The organism is Colwellia sp. MB3u-8, assembly GCF_014076985.1.
GTDB lineage: Bacteria > Pseudomonadota > Gammaproteobacteria > Enterobacterales > Alteromonadaceae > Cognaticolwellia.
In genome coordinates, this window is sequence record NZ_JACGVA010000073.1 from 322,040 (window position 1) to 335,701 (window position 13,662).

The following is a 13,662-nucleotide window of genomic DNA, read 5'->3' on the forward strand; positions in this document are numbered from 1 at the left end:
CTAAAACTTATAACCTTTATGCAGTGCCACTACCCCACCGGTTAAATTTTTGAAACTGGTTTGTTCAAAGCCAGCGGCATCCATCATGGTTTTCAGGGTTTCTTGATCCGGGTGCATGCGAATAGACTCGGCTAAATATTGGTAACTATCACCGTCTTTTGCCACTAACTCACCTATTTTAGGTAAGATGTTAAAAGAATAGAAATCGTAGGCCTTATTGACTAACTCATGTTCTGGTTTTGAAAACTCTAAAACTAATAAACGGCCACCTGGTTTGAGCACGCGATACATAGAGCGCAATGCCATGTCTTTATCGGTCACATTGCGTAAACCAAACGCTATCGTGATAATATCAAAGGTATTATCTTCAAACGGTAAATATTGCGCGTTGGCTTGCACGTATTCAATATTTTGCACTAAACCAAGGTCACGCAATTTATCGCGCCCAACATTGAGCATTGAGCTATTGATATCGGCTAATATGACTTTACCTTCACGGCCAACAAGTTGAGAAAATTTTGCCGTTAAATCGCCGGTACCACCGGCTAAGTCTAGTACTTTATTACCCGGGCGTACGCCACTGGCATCGATAGTAAAACGTTTCCATAAGCGATGAATGCCAAATGACATTAAATCATTCATCACGTCATATTGCTGAGCAACAGAATGAAACACGCTGGCAACTTTCGACTCTTTTTCATTTTTTTCGACCGTCTGAAAGCCAAAATGGGTCGTTTTTTCGTCACTAGTGTCATTATTAATCGGATGATTTTGATCGTGTGAAGACATCATGATTTCGCTGTTAACTATAATTAAGCTTAGTTTACCGCATTTTTTTAGATTAATTAACACTTGAGATCACGGTGGCGGTTATTAATAGCAAGTTGATTAATTAGCTGTTCATTTTTAAAGGTTAAAATGAAAAACTACGGTGTTATAAACTTGATAAGTCACATGACGACTGATTAAACTTTATGCTTTAAGTTTAGCCCTTTTGTTGCAGGAAAAAGTAGCACACTGAGTTAATCTAAGGGGTACAAGATAAAATCGGGAGCAAAAAGCTTATCAACAAATAATCTTTACCGCTATTTTGCTGTTGAAAGGCCATGGGTAAATAGAGTCATTTACCCAAGTGATCCGCTCTAAGTCTCAGGCATTAGAATATTTTTCACGGTTGGCTAACCAGCGATTAATGAGCGCGTTGGCTTGCTCTGGGTATTTTTGCCATATCAGGTGAGCATCTTGTTGTACTTCTGGTATTAAGTGGGCATCGCGTTGCAGGTCAGCAATTTTTAGATTCGCCAAACCGGTTTGTTTGGTGCCAAGTAATTCACCCGGCCCACGAATTTCGAGATCTTTTTGCGCGATAACAAAACCATCGTTACTTTCTCTGAGTACTTTTAAGCGTTTGGTGGCAGTTTTAGTCAAAGGTGCTTTGTACATTAACACACAGTGAGAAGCCACTAAGCCACGACCAACACGGCCGCGTAATTGATGTAGTTGTGCTAAGCCTAAACGTTCAGGATTTTCAATCACCATTAAGCTCGCATTAGGCACATCCACACCCACCTCAATAACGGTTGTTGCTACTAAGACATCCAGTTCGCCAAGCTTAAAACGCTCCATCACGGCTTGTTTTTCATCCGCCTTCATTCGGCCATGCACTAAACCAACCTTTAAGGCGGATAATTGTGCTTGCAAATACACCGCAGTATCTTCAGCGGCTTGGCATTGTAATACCTCGGACTCTTCAATGAGCGTACACACCCAATAGACTTGACGGTTATCCTTGGTGCAACCTTGACGAATGCGTTCAACAACATCATCTCGGCGACTGTCCGGCAAGGCGACTGTGGTAATAGGGGTTCGTCCCGGCGGCAATTCGTCAATCACTGAAGTGTCTAAATCTGCATAAGCTGTCATGGCTAAAGTACGCGGAATAGGCGTAGCTGTCATGATTAACTGATGGGGGTAATGGCCTTGCCATGCACCTTTTTCACGTAAAGATAAACGCTGGTGGACGCCAAACTTATGTTGTTCATCAATAATAATCAGGGCTAGTTTGTTAAATATCACTTGCTCTTGAAACAAAGCATGCGTGCCAATAACCATTTGCATATTACCATTTTCGATCTGCTCTAAGGCATGGCGTCTTGCTTTAGCTTTGGTTTTACCCACCAACCAGCCGACTGAAATACTCAGTGGCCCAAACCATTTTTCAAAATTAATCGCATGTTGTTCTGCCAATATTTCTGTTGGCGCCATTAAGGCCACCTGAAAACCTTGGCCAATAGCGGTTAATGCGGCTAATGCGGCAACGAGTGTTTTGCCTGAGCCTACGTCACCTTGTACTAAACGCATCATGGGCATAGGTTTTAACAGGTCAGTGCGTATTTCTGCCGTCACTTTTGCTTGTGCGCCTGTCGGTGTAAAAGGCAGTGACGCTAAAAAGTTTTTCTCTAGTTGAGTGTCTATAGCCAGAACAACGGCGGGGTGATGATCATTGGCGGCACGTAATTTTAACATACTGAGGTTATGGGCTAATAATTCTTCTTTGATCAGCCTAAGCTGTGCTGGGTGTTTGCCCTCTTCCATTAAGACCACTGAGGTCTCTGGGGGTGGCCGGTGAATTAAGGCGAGTGCTTCAGCTAAGCTATATTGTTGATGACTAATTTCAACCGGCAATAGTTCTTCTACTTTGCCACTCTGCAAGTGCTTTAATGCTTGTTCGGTTAGATTGCGTAAAGAAATTTGTCGTAAACCGTCGGTGGTTGAATAAACCGGTGTTAGGGTTTCTTCAGCGGCGGTTAAGGCCTGATCTTGATCTAGGGCTTTATATTCTGGGTGTACTATTTCAAAGCCACGCATACCACGACTAATTTCACCATAACAGCGGATATTGAGCCCGACAGCTAGGCTATTTTTTTGACTAGCCGAAAAGTGAAAAAAACGTAGATTAATACTGCCAGTACCATCATTGATAGTGACTAACATCATTCTACGCTTGCCTTGTATTATCTCATTTTGGGTAACTTCGCCAATAATATTGGTGAAGAGACCGGGCATAAGATCACGCACCGCGGTAACTCGTGTGCGGTCTTCATAACGCAACGGTAAATGAAAAAGTAAGTCTTGTAGTGACACTAGACCAATTTTTTCCAACTTAGTGGCCATACCGGGTCCGACACCTTTTAAGCTAGTGACGGGGATTTGGGCTAAATTAGTTAAGGCTTCCATTGCGCGAGGCACCGCTGACTCCTTTGATATAAGTTTGAAATTTATTCGTTATCAATATCTTGCCAAGCAGCTTGGGTCATTTGCATTTGCTGCCACCATTGCTCTGATGCCACAATTTGTCCAGCTTCATCGATCTCTGGATAGGCTAAGCCTTTACGTTGGCAGGCGGTAGCAAAAATAGGATGGCCACCTTCAAATAATATCCGTTGACGGCGTTGTTGGCTTATTCTGGGTTGTTGATATAACCCCGCCGCTTGACGCTGGCGTTGGGCTTCATATAACACCACTGAGCAAGCAACAGAAACATTTAATGACTGCACCATGCCCACCATAGGAATCACAATGTCTTGGTCAGCCATTTCAAGTGCTTTAGCCGAGGCGCCAAACTTTTCTTGTCCAAGAATAATAGCGGTTGGCTTGGTATAGTCAATCTCACGAAAGTCGACAGCTGTAGCTGACAAGTTAGTTACCAGCACCTGCATACCTTGCTTTTTTAACTCGGTAATTGCGTCTTCGGTGCGGTTATAATTATGCACTTCTATCCAGTTTTGACTACCTGCCGCACTGCCGCCAGATATGCGCATGGTTTCATTTTTCCATACGGCATGTACATCGCTAACACCAACGGCATCTGCCGTGCGAACTACGGCAGCTAGGTTATGAGTTTTGTGCACACCTTCCATACATACGGTTAAATCAGGTTGGCGTTGATCTAACATGCTGTTAATTCTTTGTAGTCTATCCGGAGTCATATACTGGTTCTAATGTTGAGTAAAATATTGGCAAGCTTTTATCAGTGTTGCTTGCCGGTAAGTAGTGTTATGGCTTGATGTTAACTGTAATTGGGTAATTCCATAATACCGTCAATTTCGATGGCAACGTCTTTTGGCAAACGTGCTACCTGTACCGCTGCTCTTGCTGGATAAGGTTGTTGAAAATATTGGCTCATAATTTCGTTAACAGTAGCGAAGTTGGCTAAATCTTGTAAAAATATATTCACTTTTACCATGTCATTGATATTGCCGCCTGCCGCTTCGCATACGGCGACAATATTTTTAAAGACCTGTTGTGTTTGCTCAGCAAAATCTTCAGAAATAATTTCCATAGTTTCAGGTACTAAGGGAATTTGGCCTGATAGATAAACGGTATTATTGACTTTTACCGCTTGGCTATAGGTACCGATTGCACTGGGAGCGTTTTCTGTATTAATAATTGTTTTCATAGTGTTCCTAAGCTTTCCTATTTGTTACGCACAACGCGTTGAACGTCGCCCATGACTTTAATTTTTCGAATGATTTTGGCAAGATGCACCCTGTTCCGACAGGTGATTTCTATATCAATCAAGTACAGTCCGGACTCTTTCTCACCAGAATTTAGTGTGTGAACATTTGAGCCACAACGGGCAACAACACTGGTTAAAGCGGCAAGTGCACCTTTATGATTGAGAATTTCGATACGTAATTTGGCAATAAAATCGCGGTCAATATCTGTATCCCATCGGACCGGGAACAAACTACCTTGTTCATGACCTTTATTATTTCTACAGCCATGTTGGTGTACCATTAAGCCTTTACCAGGACTTAAATAAGCCAGAATAGAATCACCAGGAATAGGTCTACAGCACTTACCATAACTGACCATCATACCTTCGGTGCCTTTTATCGGCATTTTATTTTTAGTCTTGGGTTGTATATCAGACTCGTCAGTAAATTCGTCTTTTAAACGTTTAGCGATACCTATGCTTAATGCATTACCAAGACCTATATTGATCAGTAATTCTTCAGTGGTTTTATTGCCGGTGTCTTTAACCACTTGGCACAATTTTTCTGCGGCAATGTCTTCGAGTTTTGTGGTCCCAAGAGCGTGGCTTAGTAAGCGTCGACCTAAGGCAAGCGACTCAGTTTTTTCTTGTGATCGCAAGTAGGTACGAATCTGCAAGCGCGCTTTTGCGGTAACGACAAAGTTAAGCCAAGTCGCGTTAGGTCGGGCAGCAGAAGAGGTCACCACTTCGATAGTTTGACCTGAATCTAAGGCTTGGCTTAATGGATAGGGTTTACGTTCAACTTTTACGCCAACGCATGAGTTACCAACGTCGGTATGCACGGCATAAGCAAAATCGACCGCTGTTGCCCCCATAGGCAATTCGATAATACGGCCGTCGGGAGTAAAAACGTAAATTTCTTCTGGAAAAAGATCTGATTTTACATTTTCGATAAACTCAAATGAGCTACCCGCACTTTGTTGTAATTCTAATAAACTTTGCATCCAGCGACGGGCTTTCATTTGCGCTGTAGTGCCGGTATCTTTGCCGTCTTGTTTATATAACCAGTGAGCGGCAACACCTTTATCGGCCATTTGATCCATATCGTGGGTACGAATTTGAATTTCAACGGGAATACCATGAGGGCCAATTAAAGAGGTATGCAGTGATTGATAGCCGTTAGTTTTTGGTATGGCTATATAGTCTTTAAAACGTGACTCAATGGGCTTATACAAATTATGAGCGGCCCCTAAAGCGCGATAGCAGTCATCAATTTTGTCACCAACAATAATTCTAAAGGCATAAATGTCCATGACTTCATTGAACATTAATTCTTTATTTTTCATTTTTTTATAGATGGAATAAAGATGCTTTACTCGACCAACAACTTCAGCTTTAATGCCACTTTCCGCTAAGCGGCTGGTCAACTCTGCTTGGATATTGTTGATAATTTCTTTACGGTTGCCACGTGCTTGTTTTACGGCTGACTTTAATGCTCGTGCGCGCATCGGATAGAGGGCTTCAAAGCCTAAAGCCTCCAGTTCATTTTTAATGTCATGAATACCCAAGCGATTGGCGATTGGCGCATAGATATCTAATGTTTCACGGGCTATTCGTCGACGTTTATCAGGTCGCAATGCCCCTAAAGTTCGCATGTTGTGGGTGCGATCGGCAAGTTTGATTAAAATAACACGAATATCTTGCACCATGGCCAAAACCATTTTGCGAAAGTTTTCCGCTTGCATTTCTTCTTTATTATCAAATTTGAGCTTGTCGAGTTTACTCACACCTTCAACCAGCTCTGCCACCGTATGGCCAAATAATTCGGCTAACTGGTCTTTCGTGGTCGCGGTATCTTCAATCACGTCATGTAGCAAAGCAGCCATTAAGGTTTCGTGATCTAAATGCATTTTCGCAAGATTAAGGGCAACGGCCACTGGGTGCGTTATATAGGGTTCACCACTTGAGCGCATTTGGCCGTCATGTGCTTCACGCGCAACAATATAGGCCTGCTTTAGTAGGTCAATTTGTACCTTGGATAGATAACTTGATACGTGTTTTTTTAGTGGTTCAAAAAGGTACACTCAGTAATTCCTTAATGATGAGAGTGGCTCAGCTTTTAGCGATAGGTTTAGAATACGATTATTTTGCCGCTATGCCAATGTTTAAGCGCACTAGCACGAATTTTTATTATTCATTTACTCAAACCTAACAGATAATAAAAAACGCGTAAATCACTGTGAGGTAATTTACGCGTTTTTTATGTCGCAACTAACGTTAAACGTAAGCGAATATTATTGATTGCCACCAACAATGGCTGCAATCTTGTCTAATTCTTCATCATCTTGTTGTACTTGTTCATGACGATCAGACTTGTCCATTACTGCAGTGGTGATAAGACCGGCTTCGATTTCACGCAAAGCTATTACTGTTGGTTTGTCATTTTCAGGATCAACCAATGGGTCTTTTCCGCCCGTAGCAATTTGACGAGCACGACGAGATGCAATTAGCACCAAATCAAAACGATTACCGACTTTTTCTACGGCATCTTCAACAGTTACGCGAGCCATGTGGTCACTCCAGCAATTAAATTTATAAAATAGTCGCGTAGTTTACTTTATCTAACGGTAAATAAGCAAGCGCCTTACGCTAATAACTCTTCAAATAAGCCTTGATGCTCGCAAGCTTGCTGACTGCGCTTTAAACGCTGATTATTCACTACTGTGGTCAAGTCCGTTAAGGCTTGCTGAAAATCATCATTGATAATAATGTAGTCAAATTCTTGATAGTGTGAACATTCTGCTTGTGCTTGTGCCATACGAGCTTGAATAACCTCTTCACTGTCTTGGCCACGGCCACGCAAGCGCTCTTCTAATGCTTGTTTTGATGGTGGGCTAATAAAGATGGTGGTTACGTCTGGTTTCTTTATTCTAACTTGCTGTGCCCCTTGCCAGTCAATATCAAGAAAAACATCAATGCCTTGTGCAAGCTGTTGATCTATCGCTATTTCACTGGTGCCATAGTAGTTACCAAACACCGCGGCGTGTTCGTAAAAGTGATTATCCGCAATGGCACGTTTAAATTGCTCTTTGCTAACAAAGTGATAGTGTTGACCGTCGACTTCACCGGGACGAGGATCGCGTGTTGTGTGCGAAACAGACACTTGCATGGGTCTTGCTGATGTTTGTTTAAGTAAAGCGGAGATTAAACTCGATTTACCTGCACCACTAGGGGCAGATAGAATGAAAAGGTTGCCTTTAGTTGTCACAATTTATCCTTGGTAGCTGAGTAAATAACAGCTAATAGTAAGGCCAATTACTGTCATGAATTGCGCACTATTTCAATTGGCGTAGTCAGTGTTAATGACGCGCACTATAACTAAAATCTGCCGGGTTTCCCATTAATTTGTCTTGGTAATGCCTGATGTTTTTGGCTTGGATCAGGCAATGTCGAGCGGTATTTACTGATTTTTCCAATCAAGTTCGAGCAGGTTAAAAGCATTTTGAGGATTTTTTTAACTAAAACAAGTTTTCATCAGCTTGCTGCATAATTTGCTCAATGCTAGTGTTTTATGAGGAATGACTTGTATAGCGCCATTATAATTGGATAAGTTGCGTTTAATGGTTTGAGCAATTTTACGTAAAACTACAGCAACTTGTTGGTGACCCTAATGATCATGGTATGTTTTAAAGTGCTCAACATCGATACAGCAGTGGCTAGTAACTGCAGCTTAATCGCGCTTAACTCTTTATTTTATATCGCGGCACACAGTTCAATGTTATTGCCGGCAATATCTTTTAAATAGAGTGAACGTCCCATACCTTGCGCCCCATATCTTTCTTCAAATTCACCCACCTCGATCCCCTTACCTTGGAGATAAGATATTAATTCGTTTTCATCAAATTTTTCTATTTGCAGGCAGAAGTGATCAAGGTTGTTGCCAGTGGCTTGTGGCGCAGGACCGCCAGCTTTACCTAAGGCGGCATTTACATCGACTATATCGATAAGAGCAGAGCCAGCACGGAGTTGAGTTAAACCGATATCATCTGGCAATGTACGCTCTACAACACAACCTAACACCTCGCAGTAGAAGTTAATAAGTGCCTGATATTGTACTGTGCGTAATACGATGTGATCTATTGCTTTGGGTTTAATCATCCATATATCCTTTGATAAAACTTGTGGCATTCATTGCCTTAGACTCATGTTAGGTTTTTCATGACGCGATAATTTTTCTGGCTCAACATATTATATACGCATTCTCTTTCTTGTTTTTATTTTTAAATATACTGATGCTGAAATTAATTTTAGCTGAGTGCCGTTGTTTGTTAAAGAGATGAGATAAATCTGAAAAATACTTGGCAAGCAATGTTTAAAAATGTGGTTATCTTTGGGCGTTATGCTAATGGTCGGTTGAGAGTAGCCGGTTGCGAGTAAAATCGAAAATAACTCCACACATAATATTAATGCATGGAGTTATTTAATCATAACTTATAGCACTTTCGCGATTGATTGCGCTAAGTAGTCAACGTTGCGATTAGCAATGCCGGCAATACTCATACGGCTTGAACCCACCATATAAATACTGTATTCGTCTTGCAATTGTTGTACTTGCTCAGGGGTTATGCCTAAGAAAGAAAACATGCCTTTTTGACGCGGAATAAAGCTAAAATCGCGCGTTACGCCATTTTCAATCAGTTTATCCACTAGTAGCTGGCGATTGCCGTTAATGCGGTCACGCATTTCTTGTAGTTCACTGTGCCATTGGGCGCGTAACTCGTCTGAATGCAAAATAGTTTCTACTAAGGCCGCACCATGTGCTGGCGGCATTGAATAAATACAGCGCACCACACTGAGCAATACTGAATTAGCGATATCAACACTGTGTGAGCTTTCACCAATAATAGAACAAGCGCCAATACGTTCACGATACAAACCAAAGTTTTTTGAACATGAGCTACAAACGATCATTTCTTTAACGCTATCAGCCATTAATCTTAGACCGTAAGCGTCTTCGTCTAAGCCTTCACCAAAACCTTGGTAAGCCATATCAATCAGCGGTAAAAAGCCAATATCTTTTGCCACTGCAACAATTTGTTGCCATTGCTCATTGTTTAAGTCCATACCACTTGGGTTATGACAACAAGCATGGAGTAATACCGTATCATCGGCTTTAACTTCTTTTAATGCCGCTAACATGCCATCAAAATCAAGGGTTTTGTTTTCATAGTCATAATAGGGATAAGTTTTAACATTTAACCCTGCGGCTTGAAATACACCAGTATGATTCGCCCATGTTGGGTTACTTACCCAAATAGTTGCACCCGCTTTACATGAATTAATAAATTCAGCGGCTACACGTAATGCCCCTGTGCCACCCGGAGTAGAAATGGTACGCGCACGATTCTCTAGCAACACTTTATGATGACCAAAAATTAATTTAGCCATTTCTTCGTTAAACAGTGCTGAACCTGTTGGACCAATATAAACCTTGGTATCTTCAGTATCGAGTCGATGTTTTTCAGCGGCTTTTACACATTGTAAAACTGCCGTGTGACCGGCTTCATTTTTGTAAACGCCGACACCTAAGTCTATTTTTTTAGGATTTGAATCTTCACGATATTTAGCCAACAAGCCTAAAATAGGATCGGCAGGCAACGCTGATAAGCGACCAAACATTTTGGGTGTACCTTTTACGAAGAGAGGGAGTTGAGCGGTTGAACTCCGAGCTTGGAGTTGTGGCATTAATCCCTGTTATTAAAGCGCTAGCATAACGGCTATCAGGCGAAAATTAAAGCATAAAGATTAAAAAATCCCATCGTAAATAACCGAAAAAATCTAGTTGATCACGGATAGTTATCGCCAGTTAATTAATGAATATAGCTAGAGGATTGAATCGGTTGTGATTACTACAAGGATTTACCTGTCTATTTATTAGCTTGATTTAAGCGCTAGACGAGTGAAATTTCATATGCTGAAAGTTTTAGTGACTTTATTAATGACTTTTTTAACTGGGTAATTAAGCTAGTTCATTAGCGACCTTAGTGATAAATCAGCAGGGTAGTAAAGCAGTCAGTCACGATTATGTTGTACTGACTGCTGATGAGCAAAGCACATGCTTTAGAACTTGGTTGTTATGGCGGCAATAAAGCCAATAATACCCCCAAATACGCCCCCCCAAACCACTAGCCAACCTAAGTGCTCTTGGATCATTTTTTGCACAATTTCTTTGACGAGTTGTGGCGTTAATTCATTAAGGCGCTTTTCAATAATATCGCTTACCTTATCGCGCATGCCGGCCATGATGCTAGGTTGCTCTAACTCTTCCCGAAGAATGGCATTAAATTCTTCACTTTGGCTAATTTCGATGACCGATGCGCGCATTTTTTCAATAAAGGGCTCACGCATAGGTTGTAGTGCTTCAGTGCCACCGACCATAGCTAACATGCCACCAAAAGAAGACTGTTCAATGACGATGACTAAATTATCAAAGGCAGGTGATAAGTCGACTTTATTAATAACGGGGGCAAGATTAATCGCCGTGGCTGGGTTGTCGTTACCGGCTAAAAAACGGTCAATATTTTCTTCGGTAAAAAATTGCTCCATCATTAAAGCGCGAATGGCAATTTTAAAGTCTTCAAAACGCGCGGGAATAACCCCTGAGCCGTACAAAAAAGGCACGCGTTCGAACAACATGTGTATAGCAAGCCAATTGGTTATTGCACCAGACAAGGCAAATAAACCTAGGGTAAAAATAATATTGTTGCTGACAATATAGCCAATAATAATAGCGATTAGGGCTAAAAAGTTGGTGATAAAACTTTTATTCACAAAAACTCCGTCAATGTTAAGGTCAGTTATACCGATTTGAATAATTAAGTGGGCTACTTTTTCATCAGGAAAAATAGCTCAATACAAAATATAAATTTTAGTACGTTGTTATGTTACTTATCACTTTTATAACACAATCATTTTTTATTTTAACCCTTTTAAATGGGGAGATAGTGAGTCCTCTAGCTATTGCTAATTTTACTATATGGTATCAATTGCCTGCTGTTGCGCCAATAATTCATTTATTTGATATTACTTTGGCTAAAGACTGGTGGTAAAATTTATGTTTTGGTTTGCAATTTTTGGTGGAATATTAAACAATCAATCACATGGTTAGATAACGTTAGATAAAAATTAAAAAGGAATTTCATGAAATTTTGTAAAATATTTGTAAGACCGCTGATGATTTTTTACCGCTTAACTTTGTCGTTAAGTCTCATCGTATTCAGCACCCTAGTATTAAGTACCATAGTCAATGCCCAGCAAGGGGTTAAAAAACATATAATAACACCCGTCGCTGGCCAACCGGCTAATAATCAAGATGAATGGCGAACAGTCGCGATTGAAAATATGGTGTTGTTAAGCTTACCTTACGGTGAAGTCGTGATTGAGTTAGCACCGCAATTCTCGCCAAGGCATGTTGAACAATTTATACGTTTAACCCAGGCTGGGCATTACGATGGCAACAAATTTTATCGAGTTATTGATGGTTTTGTTGCTCAGGCTGGCCCCGAGGAAGACAGCAGCCTTGATGGCTCAGTACCTTTGTTAGCACTTGAAGGCGAATGGCCAACCAATAAAAACTGGCGGTTTACCTTAGTGCAAAACAAGGATTTATTCGCCGAGCAAACTGGCTTTAAAGACGGTTTTGCACTGGCTCATAACCCTAGCGAAGATAGTGCTTGGTTAACGCATTGTCCGGGCATTATTGCCATGGCACGTGGTAACGATGCCAATTCAGGCTCTAGTCATTTTTATATTACTAATGGTCAAGCACCAAGATATTTAGATCGTATTATGAGCATATTTGGCCGCGTTATTTATGGCATGAATCATGTCCAAGCGATAACACGAACCGCCACCATAGAGGGTGAAACTGAAGTGGCAAGTGCTGACTATACGCCCATTGTATCTATGCAAATGATGGCAGATGTCCCCGCAGAAAAACAAATTCATTTAGCGGTGAAAAATACCGAAAATAAATTGTTTGCCACTAAATTAACTGAGCGTATTAAACGTGACGATGCTTTCTTTTTTAAAAAACCACCCGCGGTACTTGATGTCTGTCAAACGCCAGTGTTAACCCGCTTACTCGCTCAATAACGCTACCTTCATTAAATAAGACTTCAAAGTAGATAAATAGCACGACTGATTATGGTTTTACATTATGGTTTTATATTAAAGCTTAGTGTTACCTTGCTTATATTGCTCTTTCGCTTTGCGGCCTTTGCGATAGAGTGCTGGTCGTAATACTCTTCGCAGTGTCGGGAAAAGATAAGACACGGTTGTTAACCAGCCACTGGCTCTGGGTAAGGATATTTCGCTTGCTTCACCACAAGCAATACTAACAATAGCATCGGCAACTTGTTGGGCACTGCTCATGGCTTGTGAGAATACTATGTCTTCTACCTGATCTATTTCTGACATAATAAAACCGGTATCAATAGGCCCAGGTGAAACCACGCCAACATAAATCCCTGTCCCTTTTAGCTCATCGGCTAACGAGTAAGTAAATGCTCGCAAGCCTGCTTTTGTTGCCGCATAAGTTGCCGCGCCCTGCAATGGCGTTCTGCCGGCTAGCGAGCCAACATTAACTATTGCACCGCCACCCGCTTTGCGTAAATACGGCAAGATTAAGCAGGACAATTGAATCGGCGCACGTAAATTAACATCAACCATTTTTGCCAGATCATTTGCGTGGTTACTTTCTACCTCACCACGTTGATGAAAACCAGCATTGTTGATCAATACATCAACCGAACCAAAGGCCTGCGCTGCTTTGACCAGCAAGCTTTCATTGGCTGTGGGATCGTTAATATCCATGGCAATATTGATGACCGATGTTGTCCTTGCTAGCTCTTCAGTAATTTTATCTAATGCCGCTTGTCCACGAGCCACTAAGACTAAATTCGCCCCTAAGTGGGCAAAAGTTCTTGCCGTTGCAGCACCCACACCGGCAGATGCGCCGGTAATGATAACGGTTTTATCTATAAAATTATTATTCATCATGCTCAGTTCTCTTTTTATCGCGACGGCATTGCTGCTTAATTTGTTTGGTGGTATTGATGATGTATGTATTTTGTTACAGACTATTAGCTACATTTATGCTGAAA

General features: G+C 41.3%; 12 protein-coding genes. 1 reads left to right on the plus strand and 11 read right to left on the minus strand.

Translation table 11 applies throughout. The annotated features are described in order from the left end of the window. From ubiE to H4J54_RS18395, 10 genes are all read right to left on the minus strand, one after another. Window positions 1-789 (minus strand): bifunctional demethylmenaquinone methyltransferase/2-methoxy-6-polyprenyl-1,4-benzoquinol methylase UbiE, encoded by a 789-nt coding sequence (ubiE, locus tag H4J54_RS18350; protein ID WP_182192519.1) that lies wholly within the window; start codon window positions 787-789, stop codon window positions 1-3. Window positions 790-1,149: 360 nt separating this feature from the next. Next, the gene (gene recG, locus H4J54_RS18355; RefSeq protein WP_182192520.1) at window positions 1,150-3,237 is read right to left on the minus strand and encodes an ATP-dependent DNA helicase RecG; all 2,088 of its coding nucleotides are present in this window, start codon (window positions 3,235-3,237) and stop codon (window positions 1,150-1,152) included. A gap of 41 nt (window positions 3,238-3,278) precedes the next feature. Further along, entirely contained in the window at window positions 3,279-3,989 is a 711-nt protein-coding gene (gene trmH / locus H4J54_RS18360; protein ID WP_182192387.1) for a tRNA (guanosine(18)-2'-O)-methyltransferase TrmH, read from the minus strand. 80 nt (window positions 3,990-4,069) lie between these two features. Continuing rightward, entirely contained in the window at window positions 4,070-4,459 is a 390-nt protein-coding gene (locus tag H4J54_RS18365) for a RidA family protein (RefSeq protein WP_182137136.1), read from the minus strand. 17 nt (window positions 4,460-4,476) lie between these two features. After that, entirely contained in the window at window positions 4,477-6,582 is a 2,106-nt protein-coding gene (spoT, locus tag H4J54_RS18370; protein WP_182192388.1) for a bifunctional GTP diphosphokinase/guanosine-3',5'-bis pyrophosphate 3'-pyrophosphohydrolase, read from the minus strand. Between the two features lie 210 nt (window positions 6,583-6,792). Beyond that, a complete protein-coding gene (rpoZ, locus tag H4J54_RS18375; RefSeq protein WP_182137134.1) occupies window positions 6,793-7,068 on the minus strand; it encodes a DNA-directed RNA polymerase subunit omega in 276 nt (91 codons plus the stop codon). 74 nt (window positions 7,069-7,142) lie between these two features. Next, window positions 7,143-7,766: a guanylate kinase gene (gmk, locus tag H4J54_RS18380; protein ID WP_182192389.1), complete on the minus strand. Its 624-nt coding sequence runs from the start codon at window positions 7,764-7,766 to the stop codon at window positions 7,143-7,145. Between the two features lie 485 nt (window positions 7,767-8,251). Beyond that, window positions 8,252-8,656: a VOC family protein gene (locus tag H4J54_RS18385; RefSeq protein ID WP_182192390.1), complete on the minus strand. Its 405-nt coding sequence runs from the start codon at window positions 8,654-8,656 to the stop codon at window positions 8,252-8,254. Between the two features lie 333 nt (window positions 8,657-8,989). Next, the gene (locus tag H4J54_RS18390) at window positions 8,990-10,177 is read right to left on the minus strand and encodes an amino acid aminotransferase (RefSeq protein ID WP_182192391.1); all 1,188 of its coding nucleotides are present in this window, start codon (window positions 10,175-10,177) and stop codon (window positions 8,990-8,992) included. A gap of 441 nt (window positions 10,178-10,618) precedes the next feature. Next, window positions 10,619-11,329 carry a DUF445 domain-containing protein gene (locus tag H4J54_RS18395; RefSeq protein ID WP_182192392.1) on the minus strand — a complete coding sequence of 237 codons (711 nt, stop codon included), beginning with the start codon at window positions 11,327-11,329 and terminating at the stop codon, window positions 10,619-10,621. A 369-nt stretch (window positions 11,330-11,698) separates the two neighbouring features. Between H4J54_RS18395 and H4J54_RS18400 the strand changes: the two genes are divergently transcribed. Next, window positions 11,699-12,652: a peptidylprolyl isomerase gene (locus H4J54_RS18400; protein ID WP_259367063.1), complete on the plus strand. Its 954-nt coding sequence runs from the start codon at window positions 11,699-11,701 to the stop codon at window positions 12,650-12,652. 75 nt (window positions 12,653-12,727) lie between these two features. Here H4J54_RS18400 and H4J54_RS18405 read toward each other — a convergent pair whose 3' ends face one another. After that, window positions 12,728-13,558 (minus strand): SDR family oxidoreductase, encoded by an 831-nt coding sequence (locus H4J54_RS18405; RefSeq protein WP_259367064.1) that lies wholly within the window; start codon window positions 13,556-13,558, stop codon window positions 12,728-12,730. Window positions 13,559-13,662: the final 104 nt, after the last annotated feature.

Excerpts from the sequence above, each read along its gene's own strand:
- trmH (WP_182192387.1), bottom strand. The coding sequence starts at position 3,989 with ATGACTCCGGATAGACTACAAAGAATTAACAGCATGTTAGATCAACGC.
- ubiE (WP_182192519.1), bottom strand. The coding sequence starts at position 789 with ATGTCTTCACACGATCAAAATCATCCGATTAATAATGACACTAGTGAC.
- H4J54_RS18385 (WP_182192390.1), bottom strand. The coding sequence starts at position 8,656 with ATGATTAAACCCAAAGCAATAGATCACATCGTATTACGCACAGTACAA.
- H4J54_RS18365 (WP_182137136.1), bottom strand. The coding sequence starts at position 4,459 with ATGAAAACAATTATTAATACAGAAAACGCTCCCAGTGCAATCGGTACC.
- recG (WP_182192520.1), bottom strand. The coding sequence starts at position 3,237 with ATGGAAGCCTTAACTAATTTAGCCCAAATCCCCGTCACTAGCTTAAAA.
- rpoZ (WP_182137134.1), bottom strand. The coding sequence starts at position 7,068 with ATGGCTCGCGTAACTGTTGAAGATGCCGTAGAAAAAGTCGGTAATCGT.
- H4J54_RS18400 (WP_259367063.1), top strand. The coding sequence starts at position 11,699 with ATGAAATTTTGTAAAATATTTGTAAGACCGCTGATGATTTTTTACCGC.
- H4J54_RS18405 (WP_259367064.1), bottom strand. The coding sequence starts at position 13,558 with ATGATGAATAATAATTTTATAGATAAAACCGTTATCATTACCGGCGCA.
- H4J54_RS18390 (WP_182192391.1), bottom strand. The coding sequence starts at position 10,177 with ATGTTTGGTCGCTTATCAGCGTTGCCTGCCGATCCTATTTTAGGCTTG.